The sequence below is a fragment of the Runella sp. R5_40 genome, from assembly GCF_057652295.1.
This window is the reverse complement of sequence record NZ_JBYFCH010000001.1, coordinates 868540-890648: the sequence shown is the minus strand read 5'-3', so window position 1 is coordinate 890648 and position 22109 is coordinate 868540. Positions and strand designations below refer to the sequence as shown.

Below are 22109 nucleotides of genomic sequence, written 5' to 3'. Positions count from 1 at the left end.
ATGCCTCTTTTGCGTACGCACACCCACCAGCCTCCACGGTGGCTTCCCAATGGCCACTATCAGAGCATATTTCCTGCCTTGTTTCGGAAAATTAAACCACCGTATCAGCGTGAACGTCTCACGACGCTCGACGATGATTTTCTGGATATTGACTGGAGTTTCGCACCCTCAACTTCTACTGACATTGCTTCAAAGCCACCCTTGGTGATTCTTTCGCATGGATTGGAAGGAAGTAGCACGCGTCAGTACATCACAGGAATGGTTCGTTTGCTGAATCATCATGGATACGATTGCTTGGCGTGGAACTACCGCAGTTGTAGCGGAGAAATCAATCGTCAGCTTCGGTTTTATCACAGTGGCGAAACCTCTGATTTGGACTTTGTGGTAAAGTATGCCATTGCCAAAGGCTATACGGAGATTTCGCTCATGGGCTTTAGTTTGGGGGGGAACGTAACGCTAAAGTACGCTGGCGAACGAGGAAAAACGTTGCCCAAGCAGATTCATAAAGTGGTGGTTTTTAGCGTGCCAATGGATTTGTTGGGCTGTAGCCGAAACATCGAAAAACCAGAAAATAAGGTTTATCTATGGCGTTTTTTACAAACACTAAAGCCAAAAATTGAAGCAAAAGCTACCCAATATCCCGACCGTTTCGATGTTTCGCAATGGGAGAAGGTGAAAACATTTTGGGATTTTGACCATATTTATACGGGGCCATTGCATGGGTTTTTAGGAGCGGATGACTACTATCAGCGCTGTAGTTCTACCTATTTTGTCGAAGGAATTGCGGTGCCAACCCTCATTGTGAATGCCGAAAACGATCCGTTGGTTCCTTACCAAAGTTTGCCCATCAAGACCATTACAGCTATGCCCAATGTGTGGCTAGAACTTACTGCGCAAGGCGGGCATTGCGGGTTTCGACCACGACGTTTTGACCAAAAAGGGGCTTATTGGTCGGAAGTAAGGGCACTAGAGTTCTTACAAAAACCATGAACGGTCTTATTCTGGTAGGGGGGCGTAGTACGCGCATGGGGGCTGACAAAAGCCAGCTTTCTTATCACGCGAAACCTCAGTGGGAATACTTATTTGAATTGGTTTCAGGTGTTGCCCCGACGTACCTATCATGTCGGAAAGAGCAACAAGACTTGTTCGGAAATGCGCCACTTTTGTTAGATTCGCTGGAGGTCGGGCCAATGGGAGGAATTGCGAGCGCTATTTTCTCCCAACCATCTACCCCGTGGCTGGTGGTGGCCTGCGATATGCCTTTTGTCAACCAAAAAACAGTGGACTATTTGGTGGCTCATCGGGAGGCGCACTTGCCTGCCACTGTTTTTAGACACCCTTCCACGGGATTTTTAGAGCCTTTGGTGGGGATTTGGGAGCCAACGTCCGAAAAATGGTTGAGAGAAGCAATGGTAAAGGGAGAGTTTTCGCCCACCAAACTGTTGCGAAAAATGGGCATCCAAGGGCTTGCTTGTCCTGACGAACGTTGGTTACAAAATATCAATACGCCTGATGAGTGTGATAAAGTCAAAACGGCTTTTCATACTTGTCAAAAATCAAATCAAAACGGTCGTTGAGAATGTCATCCAAATGACGGTGATAATCTGGGAAATTCGGAAGATTGTTGTGTCCGCCGCCGTAAATCGGAATAAGGCGAGCCGATTGAGGAATGAGGTTCATCAACCGCACACTCGAACGAAAGGGAATGAGCAGGTCTTTGGTCCCGTGAATAATGTAAATGGGGCATTTGACGTAACGAATCCAGACATCGGTACGAATCGAAAATTTGAGAATGTAGGAAACGGGTAAAAAAGGTAAAAATCGGGTAGTGAGGCGGGTAAAACTGTAGTAAGGAGCGTCTAAAATAAGCATTTTTGGGTGATTGGCCGAGGCCAGTTTTGTGGCAAAGCCCGACCCCAACGAGCGGCCATAAATGATGATTTTCTCCTCGGAATAACCGTATTTGGAGCGCATTTTATTATAGACGTGTTGCGCATCGTTTTTGAGCCCTTCCTCGGTTTGTTTTCCCGTACTTTTGCCAAAACCTCGGTAATCAATCATCAGTACGTCGTAGCCGTGTTGGGTAAAATCTTTGGCATATTTTGACCAACCTTTGATGCTTCGCGTGTTGCCGTGAAAATAAACCACGAGCCCTCGGGAAATGTCGTCTTGATAAAAGCGAAGTGCGTTGATACGGACGTTAGGTTCGGGTTCAAAAAACAGTTCTTCAAAGGAGTCTTCGTAATTATAAATAAAATCTTGCGGGAGTTTTTCGGGTTTAAAGATAAATTTGTGTTGAATAAAGTACGCCAACAAGCACAAAACGAGGTAAATGGCTCCAATCCAAACCAATCGTTCGGTAGTAAAAAAATTAAGCATTTGTTTTGGATAATTTTTTCTACGAAAATAACAATTTTTCTTTTATTGTAACCACCAAAATCAAACGTATCAGTGAAATATCTTTTAGGCTATGACGTAGGCAGCTCGTCGGTAAAAGTTGCATTACTTGACATTGAAACGGGAAAAGCAGTAGCCACTGCCACTTCGCCTGAGCAAGAAATGGGCATGATTGCGCACCGTGCAGGCTGGGCAGAGCAGCATCCCGATAGCTGGTGGCAAGAAGCCGTAAACGCCACGCACAAACTCAAAAATAAATACAATTTTTCGGCCGATTTGGTCGCAGGGATTGGGATTTCGTACCAAATGCACGGTTTGGTGGTAGTCGATAAAGACTTGCGCCCGTTGCGCCCTTCGATTATTTGGTGTGATAGTCGTGCGGTAGAAATTGGAAATAAAGCGTTTGCCGACATGGGAGACGATGCTTGTTTGGGGCATTTGCTAAACTCTCCAGGCAACTTCACCGCGTCGAAACTCAAATGGGTAAAAGACAACGAACCTGATATTTATTCGCAAATTCGGCATTTTATGCTCCCAGGCGACTACCTAGCACTTCGGATGTCGGGCACGCCTCAAACGACCGTTTCGGGCTTGTCAGAAGGGATTTTCTGGGATTTTGCGGAGCAGAAAGTGTCGCAAGCATTGTTGGATTATTACGGATTCGACAATTCATTTATTCCCGAAATCGTTGGTACGTTTGCCCCTCAAAGCCAGCTTTCGGCGTCGGCGGCGGCAGAATTAGGACTAAAAGCGGGCATCCCGATTGCCTACCGCGCAGGTGATCAGCCCAACAATGCTTTTTCACTTAATGTCCTCAACCCAGGCGAAGTGGCTACGACGGCAGGAACGTCGGGGGTAGTGTATGGAATCAATGCCCAACCTACGGCCGACCCACTTTCGAGGGTAAATAGTTTTGCCCACGTCAATAGCACGCCCGAAGCACAACGCAACGGCGTATTGCTGTGCGTCAACGGAACGGGAATTTTGAACAGTTGGGTGCGCCGTTTTGCAGGTGGACTAGGTTATGATGAAATGAATCAGTTGGCAGCCCAAACCCCCATCGGAGCGGAAGGACTCACGTTTTTGCCATTCGGAAACGGAGCCGAACGTGTTTTAGAAAACCGATTGGTAGGAGGTCATTTGCAAGGGTTGAACTTCAATACCCATTCGTCGGCGCACGTTTTCAGAGCCGCTCAAGAAGGAATCGTCTTTGCTCTTAATTACGGATTACAAGTCATGAGCCAAATGGGCGTAGAAACGCAGACGGTGCGGGCGGGTCACGCCAACTTGTTTTTGAGCCCACTTTTCCGCGAAGCCTTTGCCAATACAACAGGCGCTACCATCGAATTGTACGACACCGACGGAGCGCAAGGAGCAGCGCGTGCGGCAGGAATTGGCGTAGGGGTTTACGATGTGAAGTCGGCGTTTGAAGGTTTAAATCAAATCGCAACTTTTGAGCCAAACGAGGCACTTCGCGCAGTCTATGCCGAAAACTATGCCCGTTGGGAGCAAGTACTGAATAAAGCATTGGGAGAATAAATCACAAAAGGAGAAGAGCGTCAAACGTTTTTTTGCCTAAATTGCGACGATATTTTTCTTCAACCACTCAAACATTGATTTCAATGGAAGCACATAAGGAACAACAAGTTGGTCCAGGCGTATTGATTACATTCTATGTTTTGATTGTAGTATTGTTGTTTACTTTTGGTGATGTATTGACGGGTATTGTTGGTACACTCATCCAAAGTGCAGTTTTTGCAGGATACTATAATAGCCTTCACAAAAGCATTGAATAGCTAACATCAACCAAACAAAAAACGGAAGGCATTTGCCTTCCGTTTTTTGTTTGGTGACGAATGATGTCCCTTATTTTTTCAAAGAAGGCTTAATCAATGGCGCCTTTTTCTCTTTTTTAGGTTTTTCTTGTTGCTCGTCGTCTTGCGGAGCTTCCAATTCACCTACACCATCTGGAAAATCAGAGATAAGGCGAGCTGGCGCAGCTTTTGTTGCATCAGCAGGAAGGCTATCTTCTTTTGCTTGCGCACGTGTAAGCGAGTCAACCACGATAGGTGTCGCCACAAACAATGAAGAATAGGTACCTACGATAACACCCACCAACATAGCAAATGAGAATCCACGAATTACTTCACCTCCAAAAAGGAAGAGAATGAGGAGTACTAAAATCGTGGCAATACCCGTTACGGCAGTACGGCTAAGGGTGCTGTTCAAGGCATTGTTGATAACCGTAGAGATCGTTTCTTTTTTACCACGGTTGTCGTTGAGGTACTCACGAACGCGGTCAAAGATAACGACAGTATCGTTCATTGAATAACCCATGATGGTCAACATGGCACCCACAAATGCTTGGTCAACATCCAATGAGAAAGGAAGAATTCCGTTGAAAATAGAGAACACGGCCAATGTAACGAGTACGTCGTGTAACAATGCGACCACAGATCCCCACACAAAGCCCATTCGACGGAAACGAAGGAAAATATAAATCCCAACGATTAATATAGCCAGTAAAATAGACTTCATCGAGGTCATGATAAGGTCATGGGCAATCGTTGGTCCTACTTTTTGTGAGCTTTGGATGGTTGCTTTATTTCCAAGTTTACTTAGACCTTCATTGAGTTTAAGTTCAGCACGCTTATCGGCATCAGGTGCAGTGTCTTCCACCAAATAACTAGTAGTGATTTTGACCTGCTCGTTGGCACCAATACCCGTTCCACCGTATGTTTTTACTTCTGGTGCAGCACCAAAAGGCTCTGTCAATGCTTCTCTGACGTCAGTCGTAGTAACAGATTTTTCAAAACGTACGACGTAGCTACGTCCACCTTTAAAGTCAACGCCTAGACCAAATCCTTTGAAGATCATTGAGATAATACCCGCAGCGACAATCACCGATGAAATAGTGTAATAAACACGGCGGCGAGAGATAAAGTCAAAGTGAGTATCTTGGAACCAATTTTTTGAGAAATTAGAGAAGAACTCAATTTTGTTTCCTTTGCCAACCCACCATTCTAAAATGATGCGTGATACAAATAGCGCAGCAAAAAGTGAGGTAACGATACCAATCACGAGGGTAGTAGCAAAACCAAGGATAAGACCAGTACCTAAGAAGAACAAAATTCCACCCGTAAGTAAGGTTGTAATGTTGGAGTCTAAGATAGAAGGAAGTGCGTGTTTGAAACCGTCTGCGATGGCAAGTTTTATGTCTTTGCCTGTTAATAGCTCTTCCTTGATACGTTCATAGACAAGTACGTTGGCATCGACGGCCATACCAATTGTAAGAACAATACCTGCAATACCAGGAAGTGTAAGAACTGCACCCAACGATGCCATGATACCCATCAAGAAGAATAGGTTGATAACCAAGGCAATGTCGGCAACAAATCCAGACTTGTTGTAATAAAACAACATGAAAACAAGTACGATCAATAATCCAACCAATGAAGAAATAACGCCTGAATTGATAGACTCAGAACCAAGGGTTGCACCCACAACTGCTTCTTCAACAATTGTAGTTGGAGCTGGCAATTTACCTGCTTTCAACACGTTGGACATATCCTTGGTTTCTTCTACCGTAAAGCTTCCTGTGATGCTTGAGTTTCCGTTCGGGATTTCGTTTTGTACGTTAGGCGCTGTATAAACAAAACCATCGAGGATAATCGCTACTTGGCGACCTACGTTGGCGGCCGTAAGGTTTCTCCATTTACGAGCACCTTCGGCGTTCATACGCATTGTTACTTCTGGACGGCCACGGTCGTCGTAGTCGTTTCCAGCGTCCACAATCACATCTCCTTCAAGTGGTGCTTTACCGCCTGATTTTTTGATGAAATAAACGCCAATAATTTCGTTACGCTTGTCAAGAGTTTCTACTCCTTTACGGTTCCACATAACAATTAAGTCAGATGGGAACATGGCCTTTACTTCTGGACGAGCCAAAATTTCGTTAGCACGAGCGGTATCTTTGGCATATACGCCTAGTTCGCCTTGTGAAATAGGTACAAACAAGCTTGCCAAACCAGTTTGGTTGGCCGTTGTGTCTGTTTTGGTTGTATCTGCTTTTGCTCCTTTAGCCAATTGTGATGCAAGGTCAGATGCTTTGCTAGTGTCAGCAGCAGCAGAACCTTTGGTAGCAATCTTTTTCTCCAAATCCAACTGCGTCAAATACGCTCCAAGTGAATTGAGGGCAGGAGAAATTTCGTTGAGTGTATATACTTCACAGAATTCCAATTTGGCAGAACCAGTCAAAAGGCGACGCACACGCTCAGGGTTGTCCACACCCGGCAACTCAATCAAGATGCGGCCTGTTCCTGGCAAACGCTGAATGTTCGGGTTAGCAACCCCAAATTTGTCCACCCGTTGTTGGATGATTTGGAACGCACGGCTAGTAGCACCATCCACTTCTGTTTTTAAGAAAGCGGTTACTTCGCTATCAGAAGAAGTACTGTTGATTTTGCCACGGTTGGTGCTGTTTGCAAAAATTTGTGCCAATGAAGTTGAAGGCGCCAAACGCTTAAATTCAGTTACAAACAAATCAACGAAGTTAGATTGGCTTGATTTCTGAGCTTCAACGGCTTTTTTCAAGGCTTCATTTACTTGGCTGTTGCGGGCATTGCCACCTGCCAAGCCTCTCATAATATCAGTAGGGGCTACTTCCAACACGACGTGCATCCCGCCTTGAAGGTCAAGACCCAAGCCAAGCTCGCGTTGGGTCACTTCTTGGTAGGTAGAACCCAAATAAACAGGCTCGCGGCGAAGTGAATCTAAATAGCGTTCTTTTTTCTTGGTGTCAACAACACCATCCTTGCCTGTAGCAAATGCGTCGGCATCGCTACGGATGCTGCGCGCTACAAACGTAAATGACAAGTAGTAAATGCTCAAAAGCGCTACTACCACTGTCAAAATCCAAATACCAAGTCTGTTTTGCATTAGTTTATGATTGATAAAATTGGTTTACACTAATTGAATTGAAGTTGTACGAAAGCGTTTAACTTTCGAAAGTTGATATAAATTGGGAATAAAAAACATGGAAATACATCTTCGTCCCAGCTTTTACCTCAATGGATAACAAGCAATGGGTACAAAGCTACCGTGACGTACCTATTAGGGGGCGTTTGTGGCAATAAAGTGGCCGAAAACGTTTCGGAAAAAGGAGAAAAAGTAGTAGAAAACATCAAAACGCTTCGGAAGAAGACTGACCGAAGGGAGTTCGATGCACCAAATGCTGGGAAGAAGGTAGAATGTTTGCTCAAAATCAAACGAAATAGCAGGAGCTACTACGGCCTCCAACGACATTGCCTGAATGACAGGACGCTCGTCGTTGTTTTGTTGTTTTTTAGCAGTTTGTTCGGCAACGGGCTTTTTCGGGCTAACTTTACGATGCGACAATGCTTTTCCCGCTGTTGCTGTAAAAAGCAACAAAAAGGCCAGCGCCGCAGAAAAAACCCGTGTGTAAAGTTTCCGTTGTTTCATAAAAATAATTTGCTCAGAAAAGCGGTGACAAATTTCGTACCATTTTTTTTGTTAAACAAGTACCTCTATTTTTTATCTTGCCTGTTTTGTCTATATCTTTCTTGAAAATGTTACAAAACGGGCATTTGCCTCCCTTTTTTATTGAAAAAGATGCTTTCTACCGAACACTTACCGACGCCTTCTCTAATAGCTCCTGCGCCGTGGTCGCTGACAGGAAATGGCTATATTTTCCTGTACCGTTTGCCCGAAAAATTTGTTAGAGAAAAGTGTTTTTTGTTTGATTATCAAAGAGATAACTACAAAGGTTTACTAGCAAGTATGATGCTGGTCGATTACCATACTACACCCGTTAGTCCTTACCGCGAATTGCTGTTTATTCCAGGGGTATTTAAATTGTTGGAAAAAAACACGTTTTCGATTTCAAAAATTTACGTTTCTGACGCAAATAGTGTCTGGAACGGCATCGAAAATTGGGGCATTCCCAAAGAATTGTGTGATTTTGACTTTCAAGCCCTTGATGAACGTACCGACAAGTTGGTGGCAAAACGGGGAGATGAGCCCTTCTTTGAAGCGACAATACGCCGAGGGAGTTTTTCGTTTCCTTTAACAACGGCCTTTCTGCCTTTGCGTATCACGCAGCAACTCCGCGACGAGTGGGTAGTGACGCAGCCCAGCGCGAAAGGAAAGGCTTATTTTGGAAAACTGACCGATATCAAGGTAAATGCGGCCTTGTTTCCTGACATTGCTCTTTTCAAACCGTGGGGAGTGTTGGTTGTAAAAAACTTTACGATGACGTTTCCCGTTGCAAACTTTAGAAAAATTGAACCATGAGATTTCTTCGACAACATCTTCCTTTTACGTATTTGGTAGTCATTGTGCTGGGTGCATTTTCGTGTGCGCGACCTGTAACAACCCCCGACGGAGGTTTGGGAATTCCTATCAAATTGGCGGATGCAACGTATCCGATTGATGTATTTTACGAAAATCAGCCTACAACGCGGGTTTACACACCCATTGGCCCCGTGAAAGTAGAAAAGGAAGTGCCGTTGAGCAACCAGCAAACCAAAGGCGGACGAATGCTGTACCGTGGCAATGACGAAGAACAAAAAAAGGCTTTGCTTGACCAATTAATCATTCAGGCGACAAGCATGGGCGCCCATGCCATCGTAAACGTCAAATACCAATATTACACAGGAAAAGATTACCAAGGTTTTGTCATGGCAGGAACTGCCGTGAAGTACGGGAACCAATAGTAGAAGAAGGGGGCAAGGAGAAAATAATATCCTGAAAAGAGCTACCAGAAGATGCGATTTTACGCTTGATAAATTCTTTGAAAAAGAAATAAACCCAGACTGCCTATTTTAGAGCAATAACTGTAAATTTACTGTTTATTCATTTGGGATATATTTAGTTTACAGTGTTTAAACTCAATCAGAATGGGTATACGCGTCGTAATAGTATTATTTATGGTGACCCAATTGAGTGGTTGTATCATGGCACCGCCAGAAAGCGGCCCTTTTTATTACATTACTTCTCAGAACGTCATCTCGCCAAGTAAACAACAAAGCACCTGCCTTTTTAGATATTCGACCGAAAATACATACACTCGGTTAGATGACAATACCCAGCAAGAAGCAATTCAACTGGCATTTGGCGTATGGAAAAAAGCAAATCCTAACTTGCAATTTGTCCGTTATCAATCTTTTGGAGTTGAAATAGTGATTCGGTTTGTGCCCAAACGCACAATAAACGACACACCCCTACAAGCGCCAGTTGGCTTAGTGAGAGGCGAGGTAACAACGCTTTCTGCCACCAAACGGGAAAATAATACACATGTAATTTTATTAGACGACGCATATAGTTGGGATAAAGAGTCGCTTTCGAGGGTTCTCACTCATCAGATAGGGCTTTTCTTGGGATTGAATACTTCGACAGAGATAGGCTCGATGATGAATCCTGTTTTTAAAAAGCAAATGCCAAAGCTTTCTGTTCAAGACTCGCTCTTGGTTAATAAATTATATCCTCAAGCGTGCCGTGACTTGGCGTATAGTTTTTTACCCCTCAATTTTCAAGTCAATCGTGAGATAACTCAAAAGATTATACTTCCCTCGCCAAAAAGCACCCTAAGTGTGAAAGCAACTGGCAGTATCGTCGTTGGGTTTTGGTTGGGAGTGAGCACGCCCATTGGCTTGGACAGAGGGTTGTTTAATTTTCCTATTGATCAGTATAATATTGTTTTAGGAATGAACCACGGAGCGCTTATGTATCGACTGAATAACGATAAAACTTGGAGCTTTTGTGGCAACCAATGTGAAATCGAAACAGAAGGTATGAATCAGTACCTTGAGTTGACATTTAACATCAATGACAACAACATATCGGATAATTTAGGGGGAGCTTATCAGGTTCAAGTGAAATACAAATGAAGTTCAATCGAAAGGTTTTGGTATGGTGGCTTAGTTCGGCTGTTATTCCTTTTTTGGGGATGGGGCAACAAGCGCAAAAAAAACTTTGGCAGCAGTACCAATACAAAGCAGAATATTTTTCCCGCCAAGACAGTACCCAGTTAGCTATTTTTTTTTACCAGAAAGCATATCAGCAGGTAAGCCGAGCAGACCCCAATCGTTCGGGGTATTTTTGTATGAATATTTGTAGTTTGTACTATGGCCAAGGGAGGTTGCAGGAAGCAGCGCATTTTGGCCATAAAGGCATATCGCATCTCCTTGAGTTAGCTACCCTACCAGATACGACGCATTTCAAACTTTATTCTTTCCTAGGAGCAATCTACCAATCACGGTCAAATACCGATTCTTCTTATTTTTATTTTCAACGAGCTGACCAAACACTTGAACAAAACCCCTCTGTTGAAACCCGTTTACCGACGTATGTGGTGTATCATTACATCAATTTGGGACGAATGCTCCTAACGTTTCAGGATTATCAACAAAGCATGAATTACTTTCAAAAAGCACGTACGTTGTCTATTACGTATAATTTGAAAGATAATATTCCTACTATTAGTAGTAGTATAGCCGAATGTTTCGATTTGATGGAGGAGCATTCCAAGGCGCTTCTGTATCGTCGAGAATCCTTGCGCCTACATCTGAAACAAGATATAGACAAAGCAGCTTACTTATCTGGACTTGCTTGGACTTTTTATAAGCAGAAAGATTTCGCTCAGTCCTTGACTACATGTAAAAAAAACATTGCATTACTAGCCCATCTTTCACCTCAAAGTTCTAGTACCTATTTTACTATTTTGTTTAAGCAATATTGGTTTATGGGAGCGTGCCATTTTGAGGAAAAAAGGTACGAAGAAGCGGAGAAAAATATAGATAAATCCATCGAAGTTTACGAAAAAAATCTTCTTTCAAAACGGGATAATTTAGCGCATGTGTATTTGCTGAAAGCCCGAATTTTAATTCAAAAAGGGGAAGATATACTGGCATTAAAATACCTTGAATCAGTACGAAAGATGGTCGTACTAAAAAAGGTCACTAATACGCTGTCTCCTTTCGATATTAAAAATCCTAAATTAGCGGTTGAGTCGGTAAATCTCATTTCTTTTTTATGTTACAACAATTTTAAAAAAAGTAGTAAAGCAGTTGATTTAAAAAAAGCGATTGATGCGTTTGAGGTTGCCATAAAAGTACATGCCTTGGTTGGTAAAACAATTGACGATAAACAAGTGAGGCTTTTATTGGCGGAGCAAAACTTTTCTGTTTATCCAGAAGCCATCAAAATGGGGGTTGAAGCTTGCAAGAACTATCCATCGTTATTTGGTATTCATCGGTTGTTTCGGTGGATTGAAGCCTTTCAGTCTAGCCACCTCAAAGAAACAGTTAAGGTTAATACATTAAAAAGATATACATTACCGCCTCATATTTTAGACGAAGAAAGTAGAATTGAGCGTCAATTGATGAGTTTTAGGGGAAAACAATCGGTTGATATGGATGCCTATATTAATCTTCAAATTCGGTGGCATCGTTTTAAACAACAACTTTTTAAAAAATACCCAATTTATTACCAAAGTATTTATCAACAACCTGCTTTTCCTTTGTCATCGCTACAGCAACAATTAGACAATGAAACGGCTTATGTATCCTATATTTGGCAAAATGACTGTCTTTATACTTTTGTTGTTACCCATGATAAAGCCGATGTATTGTGTCAACCCATTGCTCCACAATTAGAGGTTTGTCTAAGGAATTTACAAGAGCAAATCGTGAACAACCCTGGATTGGGACGTTACTATGGCTCTGCATCGGCTATTTATTGTTACCAACAGTTTATAGAACCGATAAAAAAAGTAGTACTTAACAAAAAAATCTTGGTTATTAACCGTGATCCTCGTTTCCAATTTTTACCTTTTGAGATTTTGGAAACAGGGCAAAAACAATACGATTATCTGTTGTCAAAGTATGCGATTTCTTATGCTTATTCGGCACAGTGGTATTGGCAACATCCCAGTCGTGTGTATCAAGAGTCTTCTAAACTACTGCCAGATGCACCAAGTAAAACTACCCAGTCGGCATTAGTTATTGCTCCTTTTTTAGACGAAAAATTGTTGGCAAAAAAATGGCTGCCAATCTCAAGCACAGAAGAAGTAGAGAAGATAGATGGTGAAAAGATTTTAACTACAAAAGCAACAAAAACCCGTCTATTAAAGGCAGATTTAAACAAAAAAATAATCCATATCGCTGCTCATACTTTCATAGATTCGGCAGATTTTTTTAACTCTTACATACAACTATATCCCGATCACGATAGTCACCTGTATTTTGATGACATTTGCCACTTACCGTTACAAAATACATCGTTGGTAGTTTTAGGTACTTGCGAAGCCAATAGAGGAACGATGCTACGGAGTGAAGGTATCTTGTCATTGGCAAGGGCATTTGCCTATGCAGGTGCTCAGGCCGTAGTGACCACGACTTGGGAAGCCAACAATGATGCTGTGTCTTTTTTATCAATTCGACTCCATCATTATCTATCCAAGGGATATGCTATCGACGAAGCACTTCAAAAGGCAAGGCTTGACATGCTTTCTTCTACAAAACATAAGAAGTACCGCCATCCTTATTATTGGGCAAATTATATTGTTTTAGGAAACCGAGAGGCTGTCTATCCTGAACAGTTTTTGGGGGAGATTTCTTGGAAAGTGGGAATAGCCGTCTTTGGTTTCGTTCTAGCAGCAGCGTTGTTGTGGAAAGGAAAAGCCAAAAATGGAGTATGGGAGCCACCGTTTCTTAAGAAACGATAACCCCCATACAAGGTAAAGTCAACAACTAAATGGTGCTAGTCGCAAGTACCACCACCAGAACATGGAGGTGGCTTTGGAGGCGTATCCTCCGCATACGACGGCGTACTTTTTACAGGTTTGACATCATTTTCCGTACAAGCTGACATAAAAGTAACAACGGCTACAAACGACAAAATACGCATGAGGCTTTTCATTTGTGTAAGTGGTTAGTGGTTGAAAATGTCCCAAGCCCCGTACTTGGGCAGCTATGCGTTTAGGAGGTAGGAAGCCATCGCACTACCGCCACTTTTTTCTTTTTTTTAGGATGTTACTTTTTTCACGGAAAGAAGCATTAATAGAAAAACCACCTTCAACCATTATGAAAAGAACTCTGACAGATGTGGAGATTGTAGAAGGGCTGTTGTTGAGAGAAGAAAGGCTAACCAACCGAATCGTTGAACAATTATATCACGCCAATAAAAATACCATTGGGCAGCTAGTGTATAAGTGTGGGGGCACGACTCAGGATGCAGAGGATATTTTTCAGGAGATGATTGTCATATTTTTGGAAAATGTGTGGCGGAATAAGTTTTCGTTGAATGAGGCTACCATCAGTACTTATTTGTATGGTATTGCTAAAAAAGTATGGTTCAGGCGAAACGATAAAAATAAAAAAGAGGAAAAGCATACGGCAGTACTTAAGATACTGAATGCTGATATAGAGTCAGATACGCCTGATAAAATGTATTTGGAAGCGGAAGAAAAAGAAACACTTTTGGTACTTTTTCAACGTCTCCCAAAAGCCTTCCAAGAGGTGTTGGAAGCCTATTATATCGAAGAGTTATCGATGCAAGAAATTATGGATAAATTAAACCTGCCGAGTGTTGCTAGTGCTAAAATGCGAAAAATGAGAGGCATACAAGAATGGAGAGAGTTATTGTTTCAAAATCAATTGTTATGAATAGGATGAAAAGACCAAGTAATAAAATAGACGAGCACGAGTGGATTGAGCAGTACTTGTTTGGCAAAATGATGAAAGAGGAGGCTTCTTTTTTTGAGAATGAGTTACAAAAAGATGAAAAGTTAGCAGCTGATATGGAAGATGTTCGACAAATTAATCACCGAATTCAAGAAGCATTTCTTGAAAAAAATGCGCTACAGACAATCAAAGTCTTACAAAAAAAAGATCGAGCTAAAACAAAAATAGTTGCTGTGATGAAGTACGTCAGTTACGTGGCAGCAGCTTGTGTTGCGTTTGTTTTTTACCTGTCTTTTGCACCTTCACAATTCCCCGATTCAGAAAATGACTTCACCGTGGTGCGTAAAGAGAATGCGACCAGTATGACTGTTCAACAACGTTACATTTTTGATCAGTTTTTTGAAGGACAAGCACATATTGCAGAAGGACAGTATTTATTATCGATTCAAAACCTAGAAGAAGTAGTCCGATTCAACGACTTACGACCGTATTTTCGGGAAGCGGCTCAATGGCACTTGGCAATCGCCTATTTAAAAAGCGGGAACGTAGCAAGGGCAGAACAACTATATAATCAATTTAAAAATTGTTTAGAATGTGAATATTCCGTGGACTATATAGATCAATGGAAAGTGTGGTGGCAAATTCAAAGGGCTAAACTATTTTAAGCTATTCTCCTAACGTCTAAGGATTTTCTTCTATGTCATTTAAGACTATTTCCCTTCTACTACTACTTAAAAATATCTCCCCAAAAGATATTTTAGCCGTCACTCAAAAACTACACGAGCTGTTGGGGCAAAGTTTGGCTGAGGAGGTACGAAAATTAGAAGTAAGACCAAAAATAGAGGCGTCGGAGCTCTATATTGCATCGTTGGCTCAACTTGCCCAATGTGTGGCTCAATACCATTCTCAGTGGCATATCTGGGATACAGCTGCGGTGAAAGCATGGCTGCCCGATGTTGTAAAAGCGTGTCATTGGAAACTGAGTTTACCTTTTTGGGACGATGCAGAAGCGAGTAAGAATGGCGTTTTTTTAGCCCAAAATTTACAGTTTTACCTATCTAAACACCCGACAAACCTTCCCAAACTTCGTCGAAATCGGTTATTGAATTACTTGGACAAAGTTGAAAAAGAAAATGTAGCAGCACGTGCCTTGAAAGTTGCGCTGCCAATATTAAGAAGACTACCTAACAAAACGCTCTTTTTTCAGCTCACTCCTGATCAAAAAATAGTAATACAAGCAGGGCTTATCGCTCGTTATCTTTATGAACAAACAGCTTTCTACGTTTATTTGTATCTTGATGAAAACGAAGGCGCTTTTTTAGAAGAAGCGTGGGGGTATGTTGAGCGGTACGTTTGTCGTTGTCTTTGGAAGTCGTCGATTCCTGACTATGAACAAGTTGCACAAGATGTAGTCCAAGACTGCATCATTATCTTCTTGCAAAAAAAGAAGGAATATCAGGGTAATACTTTTGTCATTAATAAACGAATCAGGGCCTACTTGATAGATTTGATACGGTCTTATAAACTTATTGCAGCACAGTTTAAGAAAAACAATAAGCAACTGTATCTTGATGAAAATTTGGAAGAGTTACTTCTCGACCCATTAGATATAGATGGTAACTTGTTCATGGACTCCTCGCCTGAAACAGAGATGTTAAATCAAATTGTCCAAAACTGCCTAAACGAAATCGGCCAAAGATGTAAAGACTATCTCAAATTACATTATTTGTCGGATTACACGGAGCCGCTACCTTACCATGAAATGGCAGAAGACTTGAATACGCCTCTCCGAACGATAGAGCGATGGATGCCTAGGTGTAAGGATGATTGGCAGATGTGTATTATTAACAAAACTACAGCACAAGGATTGCGTATTTGAAAACACTGCTGCGGCTATGGATAAAAACCAAAAAAACTACTTATTGCGCAAAGCTCAATCGGGTGAATTGACTGAGGAAGAGTATGAAAAATACTTAGAATTGCTACAAAACGACTCCTCATTTTTTGACGAACTTCGTTGGGATGAATTTTTGTCTCTGCAAACTAAAATAGCTCAAGACGAGGCGTTTTATGATGCTGCGAATCAATTTTCGATGCCTAGCGCTCCTAAAACTTATCCTCAGCAAATTGTAGCTTATTTTCAGCAGTATCCATATTATACTGCTTTTGCGTCGTCGTTTATACTATTATTGATTGTTGGGGTGAGTGTTTGGCGTCATCAATCCTCAAGTGCTAGTTTTGTGTTTATTCGTAACCAACAAATGGAGGTGTATGCAGCTCAACAAACACCGTCGAGAGGATTGGGGTACGCAGAAGGGCTACCAATCGGTGAGTTGCCCGTACAATGGTGGGAAGCGCCTCAGCAAAAAGCACAATTGGCGTATATTTTTTGTGAGGATACGTTGAAGTTATACACCAGAGATAAACCTACCCAAGATAGCCTTTTAACCAAAATCCAGCTAGAATATGAGGCGATGTCCCAGCAATATGCCATTGGTTTATTCACCACCAAACAACTGCTAGTGGACAGTTGCCGTACCAATCCTAAAGTACTATTGCCCTAACCTTCAATTAATTGTATTCGGCGATGAACTGCTCGTTTTGGACTATATTGCTTTTGGTAGGTTGGGGGGGATTGGCGTATGGCCAAAAAAAACCTACTCCTCTCAAAGACCTGCCTCCTTGTGATTGTCGGGCATTGGATTGGAATAAAAAAAGAAGGTACATTGAAAGTGGGGAGGCCGCAGAAAAGCAAATAAAAATTTTTCTGGAAATGGTTGCTAATCACTCATCCCTTAGGCTACCCGAGTCGCCTATTCAGGTACGAGAGGCGGTTTGCGAATCACCCATGGCCATGCTTTGTGAAGGTGATAATCGATTGATTTTGTTCAATGATTATTTTATTAATCTAATTAATCAAAATAATAAAACCCCCATGACACTAGTGGATAAACACATACTAGCGCACGAGTTGGGGCATCATGTGTTGGGGCATTTTAAAAGATTGGGGCCATTATCCAAAATAGAACAGCTTTATGAGCGAGAGCATGAATACATCAGAAGGCATTTTAACTTGAGCAGTACCAACCCCATGGCCCAAGAAATAGAAGCTGATTTGTTTGCCTTGTGGCTTTTAAGTAAGGCAGAGAAAAATTTTGATGTTGAAAAATTAATTGCGCAAATGGATACGTTGCGCTTATGGAAGGAAGACGAAAAAAGGAGAGCGGACACTGTTACAAAAAAAGAAGATAAGAATACTGCTAAGCAATTGGGGAAGTCTTACGGAACACATCCTTTTTTTAAAGACCGTATTGCCCTGATGCGTAAATACCAAGAATTGGTGAGAAAATTACCCGCCACTGTAGCAAGCCGCGGATTTGCTGAAATTTCTAACAGTGCTTATTTCGATTTGTGGCCTTCGCGCTATTATTTGGACATTAGTGTGAGTGCAGGCATGATACTGGCGGGGAGTCCTCAGTTTTCGGTGCAAGGCCAAAAAGTCCCTGCTTTTTTGTATCAATCCCAAGAACGGCCTAGTTTTCAAGTCGGTTTTTCGGCTTCTCGTTTTAGATGGGATAAGCCACTTTTTTTGGCTGCTGATTTGCATTGGAACCAGCAACATTATGGTACGATGATTGAAACCGAAGATGGGCGGAAGTTAGCCGAAAAGTTTCAGCTAGACTACGTTTCTTTTTGTCCACAGGTGGGTTGGAATACTGCAATGAACCCACGTGAGCGGTTAAGTTCACTCAAGATGGGTTTCGTTGGAAGTATCGGGTTGAATGTATGCGTTCCGTTACGAGACATGACTTACACTAATTACCTGATTTCGGTAGCTGCACCAACACTAAAACCTTCAATTGCACCTAGATTGAGCCTTGGCTTTGCTAGGCTGCGAAAAACTATTGCTCCACGCCATTGGAAGTTACTGTTTAATTACGAGTTTCAGTGTATTCGACTAGAGGCTAACCCAACTCCAAGGGCCTTCTCTCATAATTTTAGTACGACGCTACAATACACTATTTCGCGCCGCTAACAAAGGAGGGCGCTAGGGTTTGTGTAAAAACCTCTGATTTTCTGTTACCTATCTCACTCAAAAAAAGATAAAGGTTCAGAAATGAATTGTACACAAATAAATAATTATGAATACTCCACAGTCACTTCCGTCGTTGTGCCCGCCAATTTTTTTGAGGATAGGTGATCGCAAAGAAGCAGTCTCGTTGATGCAAATAGTGAGGTTCCAATCAGAGCGGAATTACACACGTGTGTATTTAACCGATGGGCGCCAAGTACTGATGGCCAAAACGTTAGGTGCTTTTGAACGGCTTCTTCCTTCCTCTTTTGTGCGTATTCACCGATCTCATCTTGTCAACCACTCTTTTATTAGCCATTGGGTTGATTCTCCTTTGAAAAATACCTTGGTACTTACAAACGGTCAAGTACTTACAATAGCCAATCGACGTATAAAAGAGTTTACAGAGATGAACCACCGCTTACGACATAAGGCATAATGAGTTTATAAATTGATTATGCAATTTTAGTTACTTATTGTAATTTAGAGGTTCTTGACTGAACTTTACTACCATTATGTTAACTCACTCGACGCTCAAGAATATCCTCTATTTTTTTACGGTTATTTTGTCGGTATTGGGCGGCAATCTCTATGCCCAGGAGCGAGTAGATATCACCACTTGTGATGCTACCAGTTCAGGAGTGGTATGTATTTCACCCTCCGATTCACTTTATGAACTTTGTGTAAAATTAAAACCTGGCCCTTGCAGTAGCAAAGTATATGAAGTTGAATGGGGAGACGGGAAAAAAGAAAATGTGACACTCAATAGCGAAGTGACAATCAAGCATGTATATGACCTGAAAAATTTTGTAAAAAATTGTAGTCAGGGCTTGGTTCGTTTTGATATAAATGTTGGAAGTGCTAGTTGTTTAAACGATAACAAAGGCTTTAGGGTTACTTTTAACAAGAAGCCTGTTGCTAATCCTGCCGTTGGGGCGGCTTGTGAGGGCTCGCCTGTGCGTTTTTCAAATAACTCTTGCCCGACTTCCTCAGATGTAAGTTTTTTATGGGATTTTGGAAATGGCCAGACCAGTACTGCTTCTTCCCCCTCTATCAACTACAGTGACCCTACGAAAACATACAAAGCCAAACTTACCGCTACTTCACAAAACTGTGGGGTGAGTACAGCCGAAGTGGATGTCAAACTCAAAAAACTGCCAGAAGCTAAATATGTGTTAACGAGTGGCTTTTCATTGGTCAATGGTGATACGGTGATTTGTTTGTCAAATGGAGGTACGCTTACGTTGGATGCGACACTTTCGATTGATGCCACTCGCTATCAATGGACGGTTAGCCCAAGTGATTATCGTTTTATTAACGGAACTAATGCCTCTTCGCCCAAACCTGTCATTCAATTCTCGAAAGCAGGAGTATATACCGTTACATTGGTTGCCGAAAATGATTGTGGACGCTCGAAGCCTAATCCTTGCCCTCATACTGTCATTGACAAACCCACACTCAACCTGCCGCGCCAAGCAGATGTTTGTCAAGCACCTTTTCGTTACCGATTTGCCTCACAAACGGGTGTCTCTTACACCTTAAATGGTCGAGCATTTGATCCTGCTGTTGGAGAAGAACTTACTTTTCAAACAGCTCCTTATATTGTCGAAGCAACCATTCCGAACCCTTGTGGCGGAGTAATTACCGACCGTGATACTTTTTTGGTATCGGCAGCTAGTCAAGTAAAGATTACGACTCCAGTAAGAGATACGACCTTATGTTTAGGTACAGCAAGCCTTTCACTACGTGCGTCATCTTTGGGTGGTATGTGGTCAGGCTCAGCCTTGATTGAATCTCAGGGAACAAATCGTGTTTTTAACCCAAAAACGTTAGGACGACATCTGATTCGTTATGTAGTAGGAAGTGGGAGTTGTTCTTCCAAAGATAGTGTGACAGTCGTTGTTGAAGGCATACAGCCTGATGCCAGAGATTTGACGATTTGTCAAGGAGCTTCGCTGCTTAAACTACAAGCTACTCCTTCGGGAGGACGTTGGACAGGATGTTCCAATTGCCTGAGAGGAGATACATTAATAATTAGTGCGGTTCCTAATAATCAGATTAGGCTTACGTACGAGGTGAGCAGCCCCAGTGGGTGTCGAAGTACGGATGATGCCGTTATTTCTATTGGCCGTCCTAAAGCTGATTTTTCGATAACGAATGGTTGCACAGGTAGTGCTCTTCGCCCTACGAACAATTCTACGGGTGCGTCAACTTATACGTGGTTGGTCAACAACAATCAAGTGGCCAGTGGCGCTGTTCCTACTCTTTCGTTAGCAGCTGGAACTAACCGAGTAACACTTATTGCAGGAGCGGGAGGGTGTGCCGATACCACAACGCGCGACGTTCTCATTATAGCGCCTCCTCCAAATGCCGATTTTAGCCTCAGCCAAACGCAAGGTTGTGCGCCTTTGACAGTGAACTTCATACCGACAGGTACGCCCAATAGTACCTCCGACTACACATGGACTTTAGGGGATGGAACACAACATACAGGGTTTACTCCGCCCGCCAAGCAATACGAAAATATTGAACGGGCGGCTAAAGATTTTACCATCACTTTGTCAGTAAAAAATGCTTGTGGAGAACAACGAGCTAGTAAATCTGTCATTGTTCGTCCACGGGCCAAAGCAGAGGTAGGGGTCGATTCTACGACGGTGCGTTGTACTCCCGCGCTCATTACGTTCTCCAACCGCTCTACGGGGCATGATAAACCGCAGTCTCGTTGGTATTTTGGCGATGGCGTTGTGCGTACTTCAGGAGCAGATACCCTAAAACATTGGTTTTCGGCACGTGATAGCTCCCGTACTTATCGTGTGAAATTAGCAGTCACCAGTGATTGCGGACAAGACAGCGCCACGGTAGATATTCGGGTTCACCCAAATGTAGTTAAGCCACTTTTTGAATTGTCAAAATCAATCGTATGCCCAGGCGAACCAATTCAAGTGAAAGATGCCACTGTCCCCAAGCCCGAACGCTGGGTTTGGAAATTTGGAGATGGAAAGATAGACACACGCCCCAATGCTACCCATGCTTTTTCCCAACCAAATCGTGATTATCGAATTACACTGATTGCTTACACCGCTTGCGGGTTTGATTCTACTTCTAAAATTGTGAAGGTGGATAGCCTACCTAAAGGTGATTTTCGCCTTGAATCTCCGATGGCCTGTCAAGGGCAGCCAGTTCAATTTGTCAATTTATCCGATCCCCGCTTAGGTGCTATTTGGGATTTTGGAGATGGTTCTCCCCTCGACTCGGTTACTTACTCGCCTTTACACACCTATACCACTACTGCTAATTCTATTTCGGCCACATTGACGGTGTATCGGGGTAGTACTGCGTGCAAAGGGGTGCCAATCCGTAAGACAGTACCTATACTAGCTCGCACTGTTGCTGACTTTTCGATAGAGGGTGATTCTCTGCTTTGTTCACCTGGCCCAGTAAGATTCATCAATCGTTCTCAAAATGCAGATACTTTTAAGTGGTATTTCAGCGATGGACGTACATCCGATGCACCCAACCCAATCCTTCCATTTTCTAAAGGTCAATACGATGTTAAGTTGGTAGTTAGTAACCGTGGGGTTTGTAAAGATTCTACTTTTCGGGTGTCGGCTTTTCAAACAGATAGCTGCTCAGTGGTGATTCCTCAAGCATTTACCCCTAACAACGATGGTATCGGTGACCGATTTACCCTATTCGGAAACGGTATTAAGGAAATCATCTGGCTTCGTATTAGAGATAGATGGGGAGAGGTAGTTTTTGAAGTAAAAAATATACCAGCAGGTAGCCAAAATGAGGGACAATCTTGGGATGGTACTTTCAACGGTCGGGTCATGCCAGCAGATATGTATGTCTTAGAAAGTGAGGTGATGTATATTGAAACTCGTAAACGAGAACGGCTTCGAGGTAACTTTTACTTGATGCGATGACTTATTAAAAAC

General features: G+C 42.5%; 19 protein-coding genes. 15 read left to right on the top strand and 4 right to left on the bottom strand.

Annotated features, from left to right (window positions below; translation table 11 throughout):
• On the top strand, nucleotides 1-990 hold the full coding sequence (locus tag AC23N5_RS03815) for a YheT family hydrolase (RefSeq protein ID WP_487754540.1): 990 nt from the start codon (nucleotides 1-3) through the stop codon (nucleotides 988-990).
• Nucleotides 987-1577, top strand: a complete 591-nt coding sequence (locus tag AC23N5_RS03810) for an NTP transferase domain-containing protein (RefSeq protein WP_487754539.1) — start codon at nucleotides 987-989, stop codon at nucleotides 1575-1577. Before AC23N5_RS03815 ends, AC23N5_RS03810 begins: the two co-directional genes overlap by 4 nt.
• Here the strand turns inward: AC23N5_RS03810 and AC23N5_RS03805 are convergent.
• On the bottom strand, nucleotides 1528-2379 hold the full coding sequence (locus AC23N5_RS03805) for an alpha/beta hydrolase (protein ID WP_487754538.1): 852 nt from the start codon (nucleotides 2377-2379) through the stop codon (nucleotides 1528-1530). The genes AC23N5_RS03810 and AC23N5_RS03805 overlap by 50 nt on opposite strands.
• A 72-nt stretch (nucleotides 2380-2451) precedes the next feature.
• On the opposite strand from AC23N5_RS03805, the gene AC23N5_RS03800 reads away from it, so the two are divergent.
• The gene (locus AC23N5_RS03800) at nucleotides 2452-3936 is read left to right on the top strand and encodes a xylulokinase (protein WP_487754537.1); all 1485 of its coding nucleotides are present in this window, start codon (nucleotides 2452-2454) and stop codon (nucleotides 3934-3936) included.
• An 83-nt stretch (nucleotides 3937-4019) separates the two neighbouring features.
• Complete coding sequence (locus AC23N5_RS03795) at nucleotides 4020-4193, top strand: hypothetical protein (protein ID WP_157607557.1); 174 nt, start codon at nucleotides 4020-4022, stop codon at nucleotides 4191-4193.
• Nucleotides 4194-4263: 70 nt separating this feature from the next.
• On the opposite strand, the gene secDF is transcribed toward AC23N5_RS03795, so the two are convergent.
• Nucleotides 4264-7335, bottom strand: coding sequence for a protein translocase subunit SecDF (gene secDF / locus AC23N5_RS03790; protein ID WP_487754536.1), 3072 nt, complete (start codon nucleotides 7333-7335; stop codon nucleotides 4264-4266).
• 174 nt (nucleotides 7336-7509) lie between these two features.
• On the bottom strand, nucleotides 7510-7878 hold the full coding sequence (locus AC23N5_RS03785) for a hypothetical protein (protein ID WP_487754535.1): 369 nt from the start codon (nucleotides 7876-7878) through the stop codon (nucleotides 7510-7512).
• A gap of 150 nt (nucleotides 7879-8028) precedes the next feature.
• On the opposite strand from AC23N5_RS03785, the gene AC23N5_RS03780 reads away from it, so the two are divergent.
• The 4 genes from AC23N5_RS03780 to AC23N5_RS03765 all read left to right on the top strand — a co-directional run bounded on the left by AC23N5_RS03780 (nucleotide 8029) and on the right by AC23N5_RS03765 (nucleotide 13141).
• Nucleotides 8029-8709, top strand: a complete 681-nt coding sequence (locus AC23N5_RS03780) for a hypothetical protein (RefSeq protein ID WP_487754534.1) — start codon at nucleotides 8029-8031, stop codon at nucleotides 8707-8709.
• Entirely contained in the window at nucleotides 8706-9131 is a 426-nt protein-coding gene (locus tag AC23N5_RS03775) for a heavy metal-binding domain-containing protein (protein WP_487754533.1), read from the top strand. The genes AC23N5_RS03780 and AC23N5_RS03775 overlap by 4 nt, the downstream gene beginning before the upstream one ends.
• A gap of 183 nt (nucleotides 9132-9314) precedes the next feature.
• Nucleotides 9315-10304 (top strand): matrixin family metalloprotease, encoded by a 990-nt coding sequence (locus AC23N5_RS03770; RefSeq protein WP_487754532.1) that lies wholly within the window; start codon nucleotides 9315-9317, stop codon nucleotides 10302-10304.
• Nucleotides 10301-13141: a CHAT domain-containing protein gene (locus tag AC23N5_RS03765; RefSeq protein ID WP_487754531.1), complete on the top strand. Its 2841-nt coding sequence runs from the start codon at nucleotides 10301-10303 to the stop codon at nucleotides 13139-13141. The genes AC23N5_RS03770 and AC23N5_RS03765 overlap by 4 nt, the downstream gene beginning before the upstream one ends.
• A 35-nt stretch (nucleotides 13142-13176) precedes the next feature.
• Here the strand turns inward: AC23N5_RS03765 and AC23N5_RS03760 are convergent, their stop codons facing one another.
• The gene (locus AC23N5_RS03760) at nucleotides 13177-13335 is read right to left on the bottom strand and encodes a hypothetical protein (RefSeq protein ID WP_487754530.1); all 159 of its coding nucleotides are present in this window, start codon (nucleotides 13333-13335) and stop codon (nucleotides 13177-13179) included.
• Nucleotides 13336-13499: 164 nt separating this feature from the next.
• Here AC23N5_RS03760 and AC23N5_RS03755 point away from each other — a divergent pair, with 164 nt between their 5' ends.
• From AC23N5_RS03755 to AC23N5_RS03725, 7 genes are all read left to right on the top strand, one after another.
• Nucleotides 13500-14081, top strand: a complete 582-nt coding sequence (locus tag AC23N5_RS03755; RefSeq protein WP_487754529.1) for an RNA polymerase sigma factor — start codon at nucleotides 13500-13502, stop codon at nucleotides 14079-14081.
• Nucleotides 14045-14764, top strand: coding sequence for a bacterial transcriptional activator domain-containing protein (locus tag AC23N5_RS03750; RefSeq protein ID WP_487754528.1), 720 nt, complete (start codon nucleotides 14045-14047; stop codon nucleotides 14762-14764). The genes AC23N5_RS03755 and AC23N5_RS03750 overlap by 37 nt, the downstream gene beginning before the upstream one ends.
• Nucleotides 14765-14796: 32 nt before the next feature.
• Nucleotides 14797-15978, top strand: a complete 1182-nt coding sequence (locus AC23N5_RS03745; RefSeq protein ID WP_487754527.1) for a sigma-70 family RNA polymerase sigma factor — start codon at nucleotides 14797-14799, stop codon at nucleotides 15976-15978.
• A gap of 16 nt (nucleotides 15979-15994) precedes the next feature.
• Nucleotides 15995-16663, top strand: coding sequence for a hypothetical protein (locus AC23N5_RS03740; RefSeq protein ID WP_487754526.1), 669 nt, complete (start codon nucleotides 15995-15997; stop codon nucleotides 16661-16663).
• Between the two features lie 23 nt (nucleotides 16664-16686).
• Entirely contained in the window at nucleotides 16687-18135 is a 1449-nt protein-coding gene (locus tag AC23N5_RS03735; RefSeq protein WP_487754525.1) for a M48 family metalloprotease, read from the top strand.
• Nucleotides 18136-18241: 106 nt separating this feature from the next.
• On the top strand, nucleotides 18242-18610 hold the full coding sequence (locus AC23N5_RS03730) for a LytR/AlgR family response regulator transcription factor (protein WP_122932820.1): 369 nt from the start codon (nucleotides 18242-18244) through the stop codon (nucleotides 18608-18610).
• Between the two features lie 76 nt (nucleotides 18611-18686).
• A complete protein-coding gene (locus AC23N5_RS03725; protein WP_487754524.1) occupies nucleotides 18687-22097 on the top strand; it encodes a PKD domain-containing protein in 3411 nt (1136 codons plus the stop codon).
• Nucleotides 22098-22109: the final 12 nt, after the last annotated feature.